The 16,982-nt window shown below is 64.5% G+C and carries 19 protein-coding genes; 7 read left to right on the forward strand and 12 right to left on the reverse strand.

Annotated elements, in window-relative coordinates:
* Positions 1 to 157: 157 nt before the first annotated feature.
* Entirely contained in the window at positions 158 to 1,342 is a 1,185-nt protein-coding gene (locus tag FJ419_RS06625; RefSeq protein WP_140688701.1) for a pyridoxal phosphate-dependent aminotransferase, read from the reverse strand.
* Between the two features lie 82 nt (positions 1,343 to 1,424).
* Between FJ419_RS06625 and FJ419_RS06630 the strand changes: the two genes are divergently transcribed.
* The 4 genes from FJ419_RS06630 to denD are packed head-to-tail and all read left to right on the forward strand — an operon-like array spanning position 1,425 to position 4,355.
* On the forward strand, positions 1,425 to 2,111 hold the full coding sequence (locus FJ419_RS06630) for a GNAT family protein (RefSeq protein ID WP_140688703.1): 687 nt from the start codon (positions 1,425 to 1,427) through the stop codon (positions 2,109 to 2,111).
* A gap of 13 nt (positions 2,112 to 2,124) precedes the next feature.
* Positions 2,125 to 3,120, forward strand: a complete 996-nt coding sequence (locus FJ419_RS06635) for a cation diffusion facilitator family transporter (protein WP_140688705.1) — start codon at positions 2,125 to 2,127, stop codon at positions 3,118 to 3,120.
* A 51-nt stretch (positions 3,121 to 3,171) separates the two neighbouring features.
* Positions 3,172 to 3,378, forward strand: coding sequence for a hypothetical protein (locus tag FJ419_RS06640; RefSeq protein WP_140688707.1), 207 nt, complete (start codon positions 3,172 to 3,174; stop codon positions 3,376 to 3,378).
* 2 nt (positions 3,379 to 3,380) lie between these two features.
* Complete coding sequence (denD, locus tag FJ419_RS06645; RefSeq protein ID WP_140688709.1) at positions 3,381 to 4,355, forward strand: D-erythronate dehydrogenase; 975 nt, start codon at positions 3,381 to 3,383, stop codon at positions 4,353 to 4,355.
* Positions 4,356 to 4,426: 71 nt separating this feature from the next.
* Here denD and FJ419_RS06650 read toward each other — a convergent pair whose 3' ends face one another.
* From FJ419_RS06650 to FJ419_RS06665, 4 genes are all read right to left on the reverse strand, one after another.
* A complete protein-coding gene (locus FJ419_RS06650; protein WP_140688711.1) occupies positions 4,427 to 5,581 on the reverse strand; it encodes a nickel/cobalt transporter in 1,155 nt (384 codons plus the stop codon).
* A 115-nt stretch (positions 5,582 to 5,696) separates the two neighbouring features.
* A complete protein-coding gene (locus tag FJ419_RS06655) occupies positions 5,697 to 6,365 on the reverse strand; it encodes a DUF1007 family protein (RefSeq protein ID WP_140688713.1) in 669 nt (222 codons plus the stop codon).
* A gap of 78 nt (positions 6,366 to 6,443) precedes the next feature.
* Complete coding sequence (locus tag FJ419_RS06660) at positions 6,444 to 7,343, reverse strand: LysR family transcriptional regulator (protein ID WP_140688715.1); 900 nt, start codon at positions 7,341 to 7,343, stop codon at positions 6,444 to 6,446.
* A gap of 2 nt (positions 7,344 to 7,345) precedes the next feature.
* Positions 7,346 to 8,542, reverse strand: a complete 1,197-nt coding sequence (locus tag FJ419_RS06665; RefSeq protein ID WP_140688718.1) for an amidase — start codon at positions 8,540 to 8,542, stop codon at positions 7,346 to 7,348.
* A 539-nt stretch (positions 8,543 to 9,081) separates the two neighbouring features.
* Here FJ419_RS06665 and FJ419_RS06670 point away from each other — a divergent pair.
* Positions 9,082 to 10,215, forward strand: a complete 1,134-nt coding sequence (locus FJ419_RS06670; RefSeq protein WP_140688720.1) for a type III PLP-dependent enzyme — start codon at positions 9,082 to 9,084, stop codon at positions 10,213 to 10,215.
* A 343-nt stretch (positions 10,216 to 10,558) separates the two neighbouring features.
* Complete coding sequence (locus FJ419_RS06675; protein WP_246679149.1) at positions 10,559 to 11,083, forward strand: N-acetyltransferase; 525 nt, start codon at positions 10,559 to 10,561, stop codon at positions 11,081 to 11,083.
* Positions 11,084 to 11,228: 145 nt separating this feature from the next.
* On the opposite strand, the gene FJ419_RS06680 is transcribed toward FJ419_RS06675, so the two are convergent.
* The 7 genes from FJ419_RS06680 to flhA all read right to left on the reverse strand — a co-directional run bounded on the left by FJ419_RS06680 (position 11,229) and on the right by flhA (position 16,563).
* The gene (locus FJ419_RS06680) at positions 11,229 to 11,513 is read right to left on the reverse strand and encodes an SCP2 sterol-binding domain-containing protein (protein WP_140688722.1); all 285 of its coding nucleotides are present in this window, start codon (positions 11,511 to 11,513) and stop codon (positions 11,229 to 11,231) included.
* Between the two features lie 191 nt (positions 11,514 to 11,704).
* Positions 11,705 to 12,235: a hypothetical protein gene (locus FJ419_RS06685; RefSeq protein ID WP_140688724.1), complete on the reverse strand. Its 531-nt coding sequence runs from the start codon at positions 12,233 to 12,235 to the stop codon at positions 11,705 to 11,707.
* 31 nt (positions 12,236 to 12,266) lie between these two features.
* Entirely contained in the window at positions 12,267 to 12,686 is a 420-nt protein-coding gene (locus FJ419_RS06690; RefSeq protein WP_140688726.1) for a hypothetical protein, read from the reverse strand.
* Between the two features lie 8 nt (positions 12,687 to 12,694).
* Positions 12,695 to 13,264 (reverse strand): rod-binding protein, encoded by a 570-nt coding sequence (locus tag FJ419_RS06695; protein WP_246679133.1) that lies wholly within the window; start codon positions 13,262 to 13,264, stop codon positions 12,695 to 12,697.
* 70 nt (positions 13,265 to 13,334) lie between these two features.
* Positions 13,335 to 13,721: a hypothetical protein gene (locus FJ419_RS06700; protein WP_140688728.1), complete on the reverse strand. Its 387-nt coding sequence runs from the start codon at positions 13,719 to 13,721 to the stop codon at positions 13,335 to 13,337.
* Between the two features lie 5 nt (positions 13,722 to 13,726).
* On the reverse strand, positions 13,727 to 14,479 hold the full coding sequence (gene fliR / locus FJ419_RS06705; protein WP_140632344.1) for a flagellar biosynthetic protein FliR: 753 nt from the start codon (positions 14,477 to 14,479) through the stop codon (positions 13,727 to 13,729).
* Complete coding sequence (gene flhA, locus FJ419_RS06710; RefSeq protein ID WP_140688730.1) at positions 14,476 to 16,563, reverse strand: flagellar biosynthesis protein FlhA; 2,088 nt, start codon at positions 16,561 to 16,563, stop codon at positions 14,476 to 14,478. The genes fliR and flhA overlap by 4 nt, the downstream gene beginning before the upstream one ends.
* A 119-nt stretch (positions 16,564 to 16,682) precedes the next feature.
* On the opposite strand from flhA, the gene FJ419_RS06715 reads away from it, so the two are divergent.
* A complete protein-coding gene (locus tag FJ419_RS06715) occupies positions 16,683 to 16,982 on the forward strand; it encodes a putative quinol monooxygenase (protein ID WP_140688732.1) in 300 nt (99 codons plus the stop codon).

Here is a 16,982-nt window from a genome sequence, read left to right on the forward strand (position 1 = left end):
GCTGGATCAAACACCTGCCTGCGCCCGGTCATGATGCGGTGACAATGTTTGCAAAGACCATGCCGGCGGACTCCGGCCGGCCGCAAGGATGCAGTAATGGTGGCTCGGGGCGAGGCCACTCACCAGAGGGGAACATCGCCGACCGAGGGAACCGAGCTCACTTTGCCAAAAACGCCTCGATCCGCTCCAGCGCGCGCAGGATGTTCTCCTCCGAATTGGCATAGGAAAGCCGGATATAGCCTTCGCCGAGAACGCCGAAATCGGGGCCGCCGATGAGCGCCACGCCGGCGTCTTCCAACAGCGCCGACGCAAGCTTCTTGGCCTTCCAGCCGGTCTTCGAGACATTGGGAAAGGCATAGAAGGCGCCCTTCGGCGTGATGCAGGAAATGCCCGGCAGCGCGTTCAGCCCTTCGACCACGATCTTCCTGCGATTGTCGAAGGCGCGCATCATCTTCTCGACATCGTCCTGCGGACCGTCGATCGCGGCGATGCCGGCATACTGGCTCGGCGCGTTGACGCAGGACCAGCAGTTCACCGCCAGCTTGCGAACCTTGTCGTAGAGATGCGCACCCTTGTCGCCGTTCGGCCAGATTGACCAGCCCATGCGCCAGCCGGTCATCGCCCAGGTCTTCGACCAGCCGTTGAGCAGGATCAGCCGGTCGCGGATCGCGGGGAAATTGAGCAGCGAGCAGTGGGTCTCGCCGTCATAGGTCATGACGTCGTAGATCTCGTCGGACATGATGGCGACCCCAGGGTGCTTCTCCAGGCCCTTGACCAGCTTCTCGATCTCGGCCCGCGGGGTGACGCCGCCGGTCGGATTGGCGGGCGAGTTGAGGATCAGCAGCCTGGTCCTGGGCGTGATCAGCGCCAGCGTCTCGTCGGCAGAGAAGGCAAAGCCGTTTTCCTCGCGGATCGGCACCGGCACCGGCGTCGCGCCGGTGAACTCGATCATCGAGCGGTAGATCGGAAAGCCGGGATCGGGATAGAGGATCTCGGTGCCGGCCTCGCCGAACATCAGGATCGCGGCGAACATGGTCGGCTTGCCGCCGGGCAGGATCATCACATTCTCGGGCGACACCTCGACGCCGGTGGTGGCCAGCGTGCGGCGCACGACGGCTTCGCGGGTGGCCAAGAGGCCGTTTGCCGGCGTGTAGCCATGGTGGCCGTCGCGCAGCGCCTTGATCGCCGCCTCGACGATGTGCTGCGGCGTCTTGAAGTCGGGCTGGCCGATGCCGAGATTGACGATATCGCGACCCTGATGGGCAAGCGCGGTGGCCCTCGCCAGCACCGCGAAGGCATTTTCCTCGCCGAGACGGTCGAAAGCCGCGATCGTGTGGAGCATTTTTCCCGTCCCTGTGGTTCTTTCTGTGAGCGAGCGTTTTTGTGACCGTCCGCAGGTAAAAGTCAAACGGATTGGAGCGGCCGTGTCGGAAGATCTGAAGAATTGGCAGCCGCGCCCGCGGCCGGAACGAAGGCCGATCGAGGGACGCACGGTCAGGCTCGAGCCGCTGAGCGCGGCAAGGCATGGCGATGGCCTCTATGAGGCGTCCTCGGTTTCGGATGCCGGCGGACGTTTCGCCTGGCTGCCGGACTATCCGCCGGAGACCCGCGCGGCCTTCCAGCCCTGGCTGGACAAGGCCGAAGCGAGCGAGGACCCGCTGTTCTTCACCGTCATCGACAGAGCGAGCGGCAAGATCGCCGGGCGTCAGACGCTGATGCGCATCGACGCCGCAAACGGCGTCGGCGAGATCGGCAACATCTATTGGGGCCCGCTGATCTCGCGCAAGCCGGCCGCGACCGAGGCGCAGTTCCTGTTTGCGAAATATCTCTTCGACGATCTCGGCTACCGCCGTTACGAGTGGAAGTGCAACAACCGCAACGAGCCATCGAAGCGCGCCGCCGAGCGCTTCGGCTTCAAGTTCGAAGGCATCTTCCGACAACACCTTGTGGTCAAGGGTGAAAACCGCGACACGGCATGGTATTCGATCATCGACAAGGAGTGGCCGGCCTTGCGCAAAGCCTATGAGGGCTGGCTCGATCCGGCGAATTTCGACGGAGAGGGCGGCCAGAGGCGGCGGCTCGAGGATTTCCGCGCTGATTTCGGCGCGTGACAGGAGTTCAGCGATGGCGCATGACCATGGCTCGCACGATCACGGGTTGGCCGGTCACAGCCATGGTGCCGGCCATGTGCAAGGCTCGACCGACAAGAAACGGGTGCTGATCGCCACTTTCCTGACCGCGGGCTTCATGGTCGCCGAGGCGCTGGGCGGGTGGCTGACCGGGTCGCTGGCGCTGGTCGCCGATGCCGGGCACATGCTGGCCGACGCCATCGCGCTCGGTCTTGCCTGGTATGCCTTCCACCTGACGGGCCGTCCGGCCACCCGCCGTCTCACCTATGGCTTCGCCCGGGTGAAGACGCTGGTTGCCTACACCAACGGCATCGCCATCTTCGTCATCGCGCTCTGGATCGTCTACGAGGCCTGGGGGCGGCTGATGAACCCGGCGCCGGTGCTCGGCGGGCCGATGCTGGTGGTGGCGGTGGCAGGCCTGCTGGTCAACATCGCCTCCTTCTTCGTGCTGCATGGCGGCGACCGGGAAAGCCTCAACATGCGCGGCGCCATCCTGCATGTGCTGGGCGACCTGCTTGGCTCGGCCGCGGCAATCGCGGCAGCCCTCATCATCCTGGCAACCGGCTGGACGCCCATCGATCCGATCCTGTCGGTGCTGGTGTCGCTGCTCATTCTGTCGACGGCATGGTCGCTGATGCGCCAGGCGGCCCACGTCCTGCTCGAAGGCGTGCCGGCCAGCCTCGATCGCGACCTGATCGCCAAGGACATTGAAGGCGCGGTCAAGGGCGTGCGCGAGGTGCACCATATGCATGTCTGGTCGCTCGACGGGACCAGCAACATGGCGACGCTGCATGCTTGCCTGAATGACGGCGTCGATGCGCATGCCGCGGTGAGCGCCATCAAGAAACGGCTTGCGGCCGAGCATGGCATCGAGCATGCCACTGTCGAACCCGAATTCGGCCAATGCGCGGACAGCCATGACGAGCACGACCACCATCATGATCACGACCATGCGCATGATGCGCCGCGCGATCGTCGGCACTATCACTGATCGCGGCGTGATGATGAACCCGAGCAGCCTCGAACTGAAGAACGCCAGCTGATGGATCGTGACACCCGCAACGCGGCGACCGCCGCGGCCGTGATACTGCTCGTGTTCGGCCTCGCCGCCTATTTCCTGCCGGTCATCATGCTGGCCGCGGGCAAGGTGTCGACGGTGTTGGCAGCCGTTATTGCCGTCATCTTCATGGTGGCGCTGTTCGTCGTCCTGTGGCTGCGCGGACGCAGCCAGCGCAAGAAAGGTCTCTGAAGATGAGAATTCTGATCACGGGCGCGGCCGGCATGGTCGGCCGCAAGCTTATCGCGCGGCTGGCCAGGGACGGCGCCTTGCGCGGACGCAAGATCGCGGCGCTCGACCTACATGACATCGTGGCGCCGTCGGCGCCGGAGATCGCGGGCGTCGATGTCTCGATCCACACCGGCGATCTTTCCGCGCCCGGCGCCATGTCCGCTCTCGTGGCTCCACGCCCGGATGTGATCTTCCATCTGGCCGGCATCGTCTCGGGCGAGGCGGAGGCTAATTTCGACCTCGGCTACCGCGTCAATCTCGACGGCACGCGCACCCTGTTCGACGCCGTGCGGCTGGCGGCGTTCGCGCCGCGCCTCGTCTTTACCTCGTCGATCGCCGTGTTCGGCGCGCCGTTTCCGGACGTCATCCCGGATGAATTCCATCCGACGCCGCTCACCTCCTACGGCACGCAGAAGCAGATGAGCGAAGCGCTGCTCGCCGACCATACGCGGCGCGGCTTCTTCGACGGCATCGGCATCCGGCTGCCGACGATCTGCGTTCGCCCCGGCAAGCCGAACAAGGCAGCGTCGAGCTTCTTCTCCGGCATCATCCGCGAGCCGCTCGCCGGCCAGGAGGCGATCCTGCCGGTGCCGCGATCGGTGCTGCATACCCATGCCAGCCCGCGTTCGGCGGTGAATTTCCTCATCCACGCAGCCGAGATCGACGGCGACAAGGTTGGTCCGCGCCGCAACCTCACAATGCCGGGGGTCGCCGTCACCGTCGGCGAGCAGATCGAGGCGCTGCAGCGCATCGCCGGCGCCGAGGTCGCGAAGCGGATCCGCGAGCAGCCCGACGAGACCGTCTGGGCGATCGTCAAAGGCTGGCCGACGCGGTTCGAGGCCAGGCGGGCGAGGGAATTGGGATTTGCCGCCGAGAAGAATTTCGACGAAATCATCCGCGCGTATATCGAGGACGAGCTCGGCGGGAAGATCGCCTGACGTCTGTTGATATCGGTTGATGCAGGCTGAACCCGAAGCTCGACCAAGCTTCGGGCACTGCTTTTTTTTGATCAGACGCCGCCAGACAGGCTGGCCGACAACAGCAGTAGGCCGACCAGGAAGATGAAGGCCGCGCCGCCGATCTCGACGATGGAATGGATGCGGTTGCCGAGGCGTCCGTCGCCGGCGAAATAGACGGCCCAATTCTTTGCCAGCACTGCGATCGTCGCCAGCGCCGAGACAGTGATCGCGGTGCCGATCGACATCGCCAGCACCGACAGCAGTCCGCCGATCCACAGGCCGTTGAGCAGCGCGAAGCTCAGCACGATCAGCGCGCCGGAGCAGGGGCGGATGCCGACGGCGGCCACCGCCGACCAGGCGGTGCGCCAGTCGAAGCGGTCGCCCGAAAGCATCGCCGGGTCCGGCGCATGCGAATGACCGCAGGCGTCGCAGACTTCGCCTGGGCCGTGGTCGTGGTGATCGTGATCGGCGTGATCGTGACCGTGCGAATGATCATGATCGTCATGCACGTGCAGTGCATGCGCATGAGCGGCGTGCGAATGCGCATGAGAATGGCTGGAATGGGCATGCGCATGAGCATGCGAGTGGCCCGCATGCCCGCCATGCGAATGACCGGCATGAGCGGCCGACAATCTGTAGGCAGGCGTCCTGCCGAACAGGCGCAGGATCGACGGCCCGAGCTTGCGCCACAAAAGCCAGGCGCCGAACAGCGTCACCAGCACGTAGCTCGAGATTTCGAGGAACCAGGCCGCGTCGGTCATCGAGATCGCGGTGCCGCGCAGCACGAAATAGGCAAGCATCATGACGACCACCGCCGTCAGCCCCTGCAGCATCGCCGAGACGAAGGAGAGCATGATGCCGCGCTTCAGCGCCACTTCGTTGGCGACCATATAGGACGAGATCACCGCCTTGCCGTGGCCGGGACCGGCGGCGTGGAAGATGCCATAGGCGAAGGACAGGCCGATCAGCAGCCAAAGCTTGCTGCCGTCCTGGCGCATCGCCTTCATGGCGGCCGCCAGCGAATGGTAGAACTCCTGCTGACGCAGATTGATCCACATCAGGATATGGGCGAACGGACCCGTTGTGGTCGGCGCCATGCCGTCATTGGTGCCGATGCCGAGCGAGCTTTGCGCGTGCGCGACGACAGGCATATGGGTCACCATCAATGCGGCGGCCAAGAGGCCGAGGGCCAAGCGGATATTCATGGGATGCCCCACGAATATCCGTTTGGATTCCCTCGTTTGTCGCAGGTTCCGATCGCAAAACCGTGAGACACTTTTGCGGAACCTGCTTGCGCGCAGCGACGGTTTCATCACCAAATCATCCTTCCGGCGGGCAGTTCAACTCGAGCTTGGTGGCGAAGATCTTGCTCATGTTGGTGCCTGTCGGATCGTTGAAGAACGCCTCCGTCAGGGTCTTCTGGTTTTCCTTGATCGCCTCGTCAGGATCGGGCCGGATGACCTTTTTGGTGCAGGTCGATGGCAGGCCTTCGACGGCAAGGTTGGCGTCGTCGGTGAAGTCGATCGCCGTATAGAAGGTCGGATCGTAGACGCCGATGTCGACTTTGCCGGCGAGCTTGATCGGGGTCTTGGGCTGCGACTCGAACAGGATGATCAGTTGGTCGTTGTCGAAGTTCGCCATCAGATGCGGCGGCGGCACCATCGGCACGTCCTTGCCGTCCTGGGTGACGAGTTGGAAGTAATTGAACTCGGCCAACGAGGAATGGACGGTGTCGGCCACTTCTTTGAGCTCTTTGTCGTCAAGTTTCAGATCGGAGTTCTTGTCGAACTCCATCATCACCGTACTCGAAAAAAGGTCGTCGAAGCGCCAAAGGTGGCGCAGCGCCGTCACACTTTGGTGATCCTGGCTGAGGATCACGTCGAGGCGAGCCTCGGCGAAGACATGCGGGTGCACCTCGGCCTGCTCGACCGAGGCGAACGTGGCCACTATGGCCGACGCCAGCATGGTTGCTTGCCGTTTCAGATGCATTCCGGGCCGCGATTCCATCGACTTCGGGAGTGAGGCCCGAGAGTTAACATAAAGGGGGCGAAATTGGGACGCGGGTTATCACGCTGCGTCGCGCGTCTTGAACCACTGCACCAGAAAGTCAACGAGGACCCTTACCTTGGCCGGCAGATAGCGCCGGTGCGGATAGACGGCGAAGATGCCGGTGCCCGCCAGGAGACGATCGTCGAGCGCGGTGACCAGCTTGCCGGACGCGACGTCGGGGGCGGCGACGAAATCCGGCAGCATGGCATAGCCCAGGCCGGAGAGCGCGGCGGCTCTTGCCACGATCGGGCTGTTGACCTCGATCGGGCCCGAAACGGCGACGCTGATGGAGTCATCGCCTTCGCCCTTGAAGCGCCAGTTGGCCAGCGAGCGGCCGTTGGTGTCGACGATGCAGGGCATGTTGGCGAGATCCTGCGGACGTGTCGGCTTGCCATGCCTGGCGATCAGCTCCGGCGACGCGCAAAGCCTGACCGAGAACGGCGCCAGCCGCCTGGCGATCAGCGAGGAGTTCTCCAGTCGCGAGATGCGCACGGCAAGGTCGAAACCTTCCTCGACCAAGTCGACGAAGCGGTCGTCGAGATGGATGTCGAGCACGATGTCGGGATGCTGCCTGGCGAAGTCGACCAGCGACTGGCCGATCGGCGCATCGGCGAAGGTGCGGGCGGCCGACAGCTTGATCCTGCCGCGAACGTCGCCGGAAGACTGGCGCACAGCCTCGGCGAGGCTGTCGACCTCGCGCACGATCTCGGAGGCGCGCTGATAATAGGTGTGGCCGGCTTCGGTCAGCGAGAACTGGCGCGTGGTGCGGTTGAGCAGCAGCGCGCCGAGCTCGTCCTCCAGCTCGCGCACATATTTCGACAACAGCGCCTTGGAGCGGCCGATCTTGCGCGCCGCGGCCGAAAAGCCTTCCGCCTCGACCACGTCGATGAAGGCGCGCATGCGCGTCAATGTATCCATGGTCAGACCTTTCGTGCCGCGTCGAGAATCCTGCGGCCGAGCCGTATCAGGGCAACGTCGCTGCCGGAAGGGCCGAGCAGCGACAGGCCGAAAGGCGCGCCGTCGACGGAGCCGACCGGCAAGGTGATCTGCGGAAAGCCCGAAAGACCGGAAAGACACAAGAGATGCAGCGCCCTTTCGCGATAAGCCTGGAACTGTTCGGGCGAGCTTGAAGCGAGCGGCGCCGCGCCGGGAACGGTGGGCAGCACCAGAAAGCCGTTGTTGCCGAGCAGCGCCGCGAATTCGGCCCGGAACGTCAAGCGGCGCGCGGCTTCGCTGGCGGCAGTCTTGGCGTCGATGGTGCGGCCGAAGCCGAAACGCTCCTCGACGCCCGGGCTGAGGCGGCCGCCGGCCGAAATCCAGGGACCATGCTCGCGCCAGGCCTCGAAGGCCTGCAGGCGGCGGAAGCACCAGTAAAGCTCGTCGGGGAACGAGGCGAAGGCGTATTCGGTCTCTACCGGCTGGCCGATCACGCCGGCGGCCAGCGCCTTCATGCGCGCATATTCGGCGGCTTCGGCCGGACCCGTGACGAAGGCGTCAAGCCAGCGGATCGACAGCGGCCGGTTGAGCGGGTGCAGGTGCGGGTCGCGGCCAAGCAAAAGCTTGCCGACCGTCTCATAGGTTTCGATGTCGTCGGCGAACCAGCCGAAAGTGTCGAAGCTCGATGCCAGCTTCATCGCGCCGTCGAGCGGGATGCGGCCATGGCTGGTGCGCAGTCCGATCAGGCCGCAGAAGCTCGCCGGCGCGCGGATCGAGCCGCCGGTGTCGGAGCCGGTGGCGATGTTCGCCAGCCCGCCGGCGACCGCGGCCGCCGAGCCGGAGGAGGAGCCGCCGGTGACGCGCTCGGGCGCGGCGGGATTGACCGGGTAGGGGAAATGCGCGTTCTGGCCGAACAGCGAGAAAGCCAGCTCGTCGGTCTGGGTCTTGCCGACGAATCGCGCGCCGGCGTCGAGGATCGTCTGCACCGCTTGCGCCGTGCTCGAGGCAGCGTGCGCCTCCTCGAATTTTTGCGGGTTGCCGCAGCCGGTGCGGTAGCCGGCGACGTCATAGATGTCCTTGACGGCAAGGCGAAGGCCTGCGAGCGGGCCCAATTCCGCATTCGCCACAGGCATTTGGCGCAGATCGAGGAAGGCGTTGAGCGGTGCTTGAGTTCCTGGCATCGTTCGATATCCGGATACAGTGCGGCAAGCATTGTTCGATGCCAGAAATTTTACAACCTGCGCATACGATTTTTATTGATTGTGAAATCCTTCGCTCCTATATCGCGCTTGCCCAAAGTCGCACGTGCCTGTGGGTGTCCGCCGATCCTCGAATGGTGAGGGCAATCGGTAAGGTAACTGGAGCCAACCCCTCCAGTCGGTCAGTGGCCAACCACAAGACCGAGGACACCTTGAAGCAACGACGGTGCGGGCCTTTCTGGTTCTCTTCCGGTTGTCCAAAGACCGGGGTTACTAAAGAGGCACACCTTCATTGCCGGCAGTGCGGACGGGTTTCCCATCCAAGCCAAGGCAGACAAAGCGAACCGAGGCCGGGCAAGGCCAAGGTTCATCGCCGCGAGACGGCATTTCATGGTTCCGGGGTCTCCACCGGCTGGTCCCATGGATTTGACGTCCCGCCTTTGTCCACCGCGTGCTCGCGAGGCCGACAGCCCGCGTCCCGCAGCCTTATTGCGCGCCGAAAGGCGCTATGGAGAGACCCGATGGCCACCCAGCGCATCCTTGATTTCCTTGCCACCCGACGTCCGAACGGCCCTTGCCTCGTCGTCGACCTCGATGTCGTGCGCGACAATTTCCGCGCCTTCGAGAAGGCGTTGCCCGATTCCAAGATCTACTATGCGGTGAAAGCAAACCCGGCGCCGGAAATCCTGCGCCTGCTTGCTGCGATGGGCTCGTCCTTCGACACTGCATCGGTTGCCGAGGTCGAGATGGCGATGGATGCTGGCGCGCCGGCGGACCGCATTTCCTTCGGCAACACCATCAAGAAGGAGCGTGACATCGCACGCGCCTACCAGCTCGGCATCCGCCTCTACGCCGTGGACTGCGTCGAAGAGGTCGAGAAGATCGCCCGCGTCGCCCCCGGCTCGCGCGTGTTCTGCCGCGTGCTGACCGACGGCGAAGGCGCGGAATGGCCGCTGTCGCGCAAGTTCGGTTGCGTGCCGGCGATGGCTGTCGACGTGCTGCGCCATGCCAAGGGCCTCGGCCTCGATGCCCATGGCGTGTCGTTCCATGTCGGCTCGCAGCAGACCGACCTGTCGGCCTGGGATCGCGCGCTGGGCGACGCCAGGAAGGTGTTCGCGACGCTCGCCGAGGAAGGCATCGTCTTGAAGATGGTCAACATGGGCGGCGGTTTCCCGACCCGTTACCTGAAGGACGTGCCGGCAGCCCAGGCCTACGGCCGGGCGATCTTCTCTGCCCTGCGCAAGCATTTCGGCAACGCGCTGCCCGAGACGATCATCGAGCCGGGACGCGGCATGGTCGGCAATGCCGGCGTCATCAAGTCGGAAGTCGTGCTGATCTCGAAGAAGGCCGACAACGACAATGTGCGCTGGGTGTTCCTCGACATCGGCAAGTTCGGCGGTCTCGCCGAGACAATGGACGAGGCGATCCGCTATCCGCTGGTCACCCGCCATGACGGCTCGGAGACCGCGCCCTGTGTGCTCGCCGGCCCGACCTGCGATTCGGCCGACGTGATGTATGAGAAGACGCCTTATCCGCTGCCCTTGTCGCTGACCATCGGCGACGAGGTGCTGATCGAAGGCACCGGGGCCTACACGACCACCTACTCGGCGGTCGCCTTCAACGGCTTCGAACCTCTCCGATCCTACGTGATCTGAGCAGTTCGCAAGAAACCGCTCAGATCAAATCGGCGCGGGCGCCTGTCGCCCGCCCGGGCTCGCTTGTGGGACAGATCTCCGCTCGTGAAGGATCGCGGACATGGAATACCTGACCAAATCGGCCTTCGCGGCCACTGAAATTGCCCCCTCGTCCGGACCGTTGGCTGAGCTTTTCTCCGCGGGGGAGAACGGCTCGACGGCAGCGCCTCTTGGCGCATTTTCTTACGGCGAACCGGTTTCCACTTCGCCTGAAAATGCGTTTGCGCCCTCCCTGGCCCTGCGGGCACAGGCTGGCTCGCGCGGCGCGCCGGACGAGGGGGCCGCCCAGGCGCCTGCCTTCGTCATCCTTGGCGAAGGCGCGGGCGACGCCGCGGCGCGCGAAGCGCTGCTCGACCGCGCCATGGGGCCGAAGCGCAAGAAGAAGTCGTCCGAGAAGCTGCGGCGCGGCCGCCGGCCCTCGGAAGGCCTGGCCTTTGTCGCCCGCGATGCGTCGGGCGCGGTCGTCGGCACGGTGCGGCTGTGGGATGTGAGATTGGGCGAGGGCGGTCCGGCTGCGCTTCTGCTCGGCCCGCTCGCGGTCGAGCCGGGTTTCAAGAGCGGCGGCATCGGCTCGGCGCTGATGCGGCATGCACTCGCCGAAGCCGCGCGGCTCGGCCATGGCGCGATCCTGCTCGTCGGCGATGCGCCCTATTACGGGCGGTTCGGCTTCTCAGCCGACCGCACGGGAGCGCTTGCCATGCCCGGCCCCTATGAGCGGCACCGGCTTCTGGCGCTGGAACTGCAGGACGGCGCGTTGGACGGCGCCAAAGGCACGATCAAGGCCGCCGGCCGCAAGATCAAAGGACAGGCGCTGGGCTTCGTCGCCTGAAGCCTTTGTTTTCACGCAATTCCGGACGGAAGGCTACGGCGAAGGCGCCGAGCCTAACCGCTACGCACTTTTCCTGGAATGGCTTTTAGGTTCGACAAAAACAGCAACGCCGCCCATCGGGCGGCGTTGCTGTTTTTGCAAAGGGTCAGCCGAGCAACTGGCTAAGCGCCATGGCGACGGTCATGTCGCCCTCGACCTTCAGCTTGCCGGACATGAAGGCCATGGTCGGGTTGAGGTCGCCGGCAATCAGCGAATCCAGATCGTCGAGCGACAGCTTGACGGTGCAGTCGGCCGGCGCATCGGCGGTCGAGACGGTCGCGCCGTCGATGACGATGACGCCGTCGCTGCCGGTGTCGAACTTGACCGAATGCTCGAAGCCGGCGCTTGCCACGCGCGACTTGATCTTGTCGGCAATCTCCTGAACGCCCATGGCGGTTCTCCTCGTTGGTTGCGTTGACGCGCACCGGCGCTTGGCCGCTGGGCGAGGTAGACGCGCCGCGCTCCAGCGCGACCACAGGCGCATATAGCTTCGAGTTGACGTTTACGTCAACGCGGTCACCATGCGTCATATCGCTTAAGGGAACTGGGTCATGTCCATCGCCGCCGGACGCGGCCAGGCAGTCAATGCTCCGGCGCTGCCTGGAAAGGCTTGGTCATCGCCGCCGCGGTGTCGCCAGCATTCTTGCGGCGCCGAAGCGCGTTGTCGCGGATATCGTCCTTGGACAGGAAGTTGACCTGGTCGATCAGCACCTCGTGCACCAGCTCGACGCCGACGCGGGTGTTGATGGTGTCGCGGATCGACTTGCGGAAAGCGTCGAGATCGATCGATTCCTTCTTGGTGAAATCGATCTGCGGGTTGGAATAAAGATAGGAATAGACCTGGTCGGTCATCAGCGCCTGCGCCGGGATCGACAGCTTCTTTATCTGGTCCGGCTCCACCGTGTAGACGAGCTTGGTGAGGAAATAGCCCTCGATCGTGCCGTCGCGCAGCAGCGGCACCGAGATCATGTCGGTCTTGACATAGTCGAGGCCGCCCAGCATCGGCTTCGGCGGCTCGGCCGCGCCGCGCTGGCCCGCCGCCTGGAAGGAATAGAAGACCGCGCTGAGCGTCACGGCGCAGATCCACAGCGCGGCGGCGATGAATTTTATCACCGGGTCTGTCCTTGCGCCTCGATCATCTCAATCAGGCTCGCGCCATTCCGAACTCACCGGCCGAATAGGTGCCGTCGGTATCGGCGCGCTGGATGGCGTTCCTCAAAAGCGTGGCGACTTCGTTGACCGCGTTGAGATGGGCAAGGATCGCCGCCTCGTTCCTGGCCAGCTTCTGGCGCAGCCGCAGCAGGCCTTCGCGATGCTGCTCGAGGAATTCGATCTCGTTGGCGCCCTTCATGGCGCGGTTCAGCTCGTAGAGATACCGGCTCTTGCGCGCGTTCGAGGCCTTGAGATCATAGGCCGTTCCGCTGCGGATGCCGGCGGTTTCCTCGTCCACGACTTCCTCGATGCGGCCGATGATGGCGGCGAGGTTGCCGGGTCGCGCGGCGGCGGGCGCCTCCATTGCGCTGGTGCGTGCGGGAAGGTTGGAAAGGTCCGTTTGGTCGGCCATGTAGGTCCCTAGATCTTAATATCTGTTTTTATGGTCGTCTCGTCGCCGGTCATCGACCGTGCTGCTTTGCGCTCAAGCTCCTCGATCATCGAGGTCGAAAGCCGGGTCTGCCGGTCGATCTCGGTTTTCTGCGCTCCGCCGGCGACGGGGCCGACCGGCACCTTGTGCTTGCCGTCAAGATAATGGTCGGCAAGCATGGATCTGGCGATGCCGATGCCGCCATGCGCGGCCATGACATCGGCCACCTTTTCGGCCAGCTGCGACTTCCACATGTCGCCGGCCAGGCCCTTGCCGTAAACGCCCTCGGTGTCCTTGGGCATCATGTTCTGGATGAAGGTCGTCAGCACCATCGCCTCGAAGCGTTGGAACTTCTTCGCCGGATTAGCTGCTTCCGCCTTGTCCGCCGTCGCACGCGAGAGAATGGAGCCGGCATCGACCGTCGCGGAGGGATCGACAGAGAACGGTGCCGAGGCGCCATTCGCCCTTCTCGCGAGCGCTGCCCGCGCGGCCTCGACATCGGCCGGCTCCGCTGCGCGGACGACGTCCATGACGATGTCGCTGGGTGGGGAAATGGCCAAGAAAGTCCGCCCTTTGCCGGTTTTGTTAGTTGCACAATGACTGAAGAAGCTTGTGGCAGGCTTGCGATGATCAGCCGTCGGAGGTTCGCTTCTGCATGATCAGATCGAGGCGCTCGCGGTCGGATCGCTCGCGCTCGTCGCGGCGACGCTCGTCCTTGTAGGCACGCTCGACCATGTTGGTGCGCGCCGTCGCGGCGGCGATCAGCGCCGCTTCCTGGCGCGCATTATCGAGGTTCTGTTGCTGCCGGCCGAGCGCGTCGGTGATGCGCTTGTGGTAAAGCGCGGGAAAGAGGCCAGCCAGCGACCTGTCGGTGTCGAAATGCTCGATCAGCTCCTTGGCCTCCACTTCAGCCTTGACGGCGGCGGCGAGGAAGCCGGCGTGGCGGGTCTCGTGCAGCGCCTTCAACTGTTCCTGCACCTTGACCAGTTTCTTCAGGCGGTCCTTTCGCGCGGTCATGAAGCCTATCTCGCCAGCGTGAGATCGACGAAGCCGTCGACGAACAGCGACAGCAAGGTGCCGACGGCGAAATAGAAGATGATCATGCCGCCGGCGATGACGAAGGGCAGCGAGATGAAATAGACCGGGATCTGCGGCGTCAGCTTGTTGACGAAGCCGATCGTCAGATTAACCAGGATGGCATAGGCGACGAACGGGCTGCCGAGGCGGATGACCAGGAAGAAGGCATCCGACACGGTGTCGGTGACGTCGACCAGTGCCGCCTGCGGGTTGAAGAAGACGTTGACCGGAGCGACCGTGTAGGAGGCGACGAGCGCCTTGACGATCTCGTGGTCGAAGTCGAAGACGAAGAGCAGAAGCAGCGCCGAGAAGGAGATGATGGCGGCAAGGGCCGCCTGCGGCTCGGGTTCCTCGATCGCCGGTCCGCCCGAGCCGCCATAGCCGATCAGCATGGCGATGGCCGAGCCCATGAAGCGCAGCGCCTCCATGTAGAGCCTGGTCATGGCTCCGATCAGCCCGCCGACCAGGAGCTCGGAGACGATCATCGGCGCCAGGACCTGCGGGCGCGGATCGACGAACGGGTAGATGCGGTCCCACAGGAAAGCGAGCAGGCCGCCGGTGGCGGCGAGCGAAACGAACAGCCGGACCTGCAGCGGCACGCGGGCGCTGGACAGGCCGGGCATCAGCATGAAGCAGGCGCCGATACGGCAGAAGGCGAGGAAGGCGGCGATGACGACGCCTTGCGAGAGCGCGTTCACGAGATTGTTCCGAGCACCTTGATCTCGACGCCCTTGGCGATCTCGACGTGGCTGAGAACGGGAAGCGTCGTGAACAGCCGCTCGATGATCATGCGAACATAGGGACGGGCGTCGGGCGCGGTGACGAGAACGAAGCGCTCGCCGGCCTCGAGATGCTTGCGGATCGCCTTGGTGGCGTCCTGGCCGAACTCCTCGAGCTGACGAGGATCGATGTCAAACTCGCGCACCTCGCCCTTGGCGTCGCGCTTGAGGCTCTGATGGAAGGCGAGGTCCCAGCGGTTGCCGAGGCGCAGCACCTTGAGCGTGCCGCCTTCGGAGAGGTCGCCGCAGATCTGCTGCGCCATGCGGATGCGCACGTGCTCGACGATCTGCTCGGTGCGGCGCACATGCGGCGCGATCTCGGCGATCGCCTCGATGATCAAATGCAGGTTGCGGATCGAGACGCGCTCGGCGAGCAGCAGCTTCAGCACGGCCTGCAGGCCCGGATAGGAGATGTGCGAGGTGCATATCTCGTCGGCGAGCTTGCGGTATTCCGGGTCGAGCCGCTCCAAGAGCGCCTTCATGTCCTTGTAGGACAGGAGCTGCGGCAGGTTGTTGCGGATCACCTCGGAGAGATGCGTGAGCAGCACCGACATGTTGTCGGCGAAGGTGAAGTTCTCGCGTCTCAGATCCTCGGCGAAGGTTTCGAGCACCGAATAGGCGCGCATGCCGAAGGCCGGCTCGCGAATTTCCTCGCCGGGGATTTCCGGCACGCCGCGCGTGCCGAGCAGCACCATGATCTCGCCGACGCGCATCTGGTATTCGGCGACCACCGTGCCGTGCACCTTGATCTGATAGCTCTTCGGCGGGATGGCGAAGTCGTCGGCGACGCGCACCTCCGGCACCACGAAGCCATATTGCTGGGCGAATTTCTTGCGCATCTTCGACATGCGGAACACCAGTTCCTGGTGCGCCACCATCAGCCTGGTCGAAAGCTGCTTGCCGATCAGAAGCTCGATCTCGGCGGTGACCAGCGAGGCCTTGACCGAGTTCTTCTCCTCCTCGACCTTGTTCGCCTTTTCCTGCGTCTTCAGGGCTTCGGCGGCGGCGCGCTCGCGGCTCAGGCGCAGCGGGATGATGTAGCCGAGGCCGGCCATGCCGCCGGCAAGCGCGAAGAAGGGGAACAGGGGCAGGCCGGGCATCAGGCCGAGGATGACCAGCAGCGAGGCCGCGACGTAGAGCGCGCGCGGATGCGCGCCGAGCTGGCCGAACACCGCCTGGTTGGTCGAGCCGCGCGTGCCGCCCTTGGAGACGAGCATGCCCGCGGCGAGCGAGACGATGAGCGCCGGGATCTGGGTGACGAGGCCGTCGCCGACCGACAGCTTGATGAAGACGTCGGCCGCCTGGCCAAGGCCCATGCCGTGGCGCAGATAGCCGATGGCGATGCCGCCGACGATATTGATGGCGGTGATGATCAGGCCGGCGATGGCGTCGCCGCGCACGAATTTCGAAGCGCCGTCCATCGAGCCGAAGAAGGAGCTCTCCTCCTCCAGCTCGCGGCGGCGCAGCTGCGCGGTCTTGTCGTCGATCATGCCGGCGGAAAGGTCGGCGTCGATCGACATCTGCTTGCCGGGAATGGCGTCGAGAGTAAAACGCGCGCCGACCTCGGCGATACGGGTCGCGCCCTTGGTGATGACGATGAAGTTCACCACGATCAGGATCATGAAGACGATGAGGCCGATGACGAAGTCGCTCGACATCACCAGCTTCGAGAAGCCCGAGATGACATAGCCGGCGGCATGCGTGCCTTCGTTGCCGTGCGACAGGATCATGCGCGTGGTGGCGATGTTGAGCGATAGCCTGAGCATGGTGGCGATGAGCAGCACGGTCGGGAAGGACGAGAAGTCGAGCGGCCGCTGGATCCACAGTGCCACCATCAGGATCAGCACCGAAAGTGCGATCGAGAAGGCGAGGCCGATATCGATGAGGAAGGCGGGGATCGGCAGGAACAGCACCGCCAGGATGAAGACGATGCCCAGCGCGAAGAAGACGTCGCGGCCGTTCTTGACCGCCAGGCCGGACGGTAGTGTTTCGCTGATCGCCATGTCGTCCTCAAATCCAGGGCCGCCACGCACAGGGCAGGCCGTTGACCGTAACTCTCCAAGCTTGCGCGAAAGTGGGAGAGCGGCTACGGCGCCTTAGCCACCTATCGGAAGGAAATCGAATGCTCCTGATCATCGGCACGATCCGCTTGCCGCCCGACAGGCTCGACCAGGCAAAGCCGGCGATGCAGCGAATGATCTCGGCGAGCCGCGCCGAGCCGGGCTGCCTTGGCTATTCCTACGCGCAGGATGTGCTGGATGCCGGGCTCATCCATGTCTCGGAGGCCTGGAGCGACCGCGCCGCGCTCGAAACCCATTTCAAATCGGCGCATATCGCCGAATGGCGCGCGAGCTGGGCCGACCTTGGCATCGGCGAGCGCAAGCTCACGCTTTTCGAGACGGACGGCGGCGCGCCGACCTGA

Source organism: Mesorhizobium sp. B2-6-2, assembly GCF_006440615.1.
GTDB lineage: Bacteria > Pseudomonadota > Alphaproteobacteria > Rhizobiales > Rhizobiaceae > Mesorhizobium.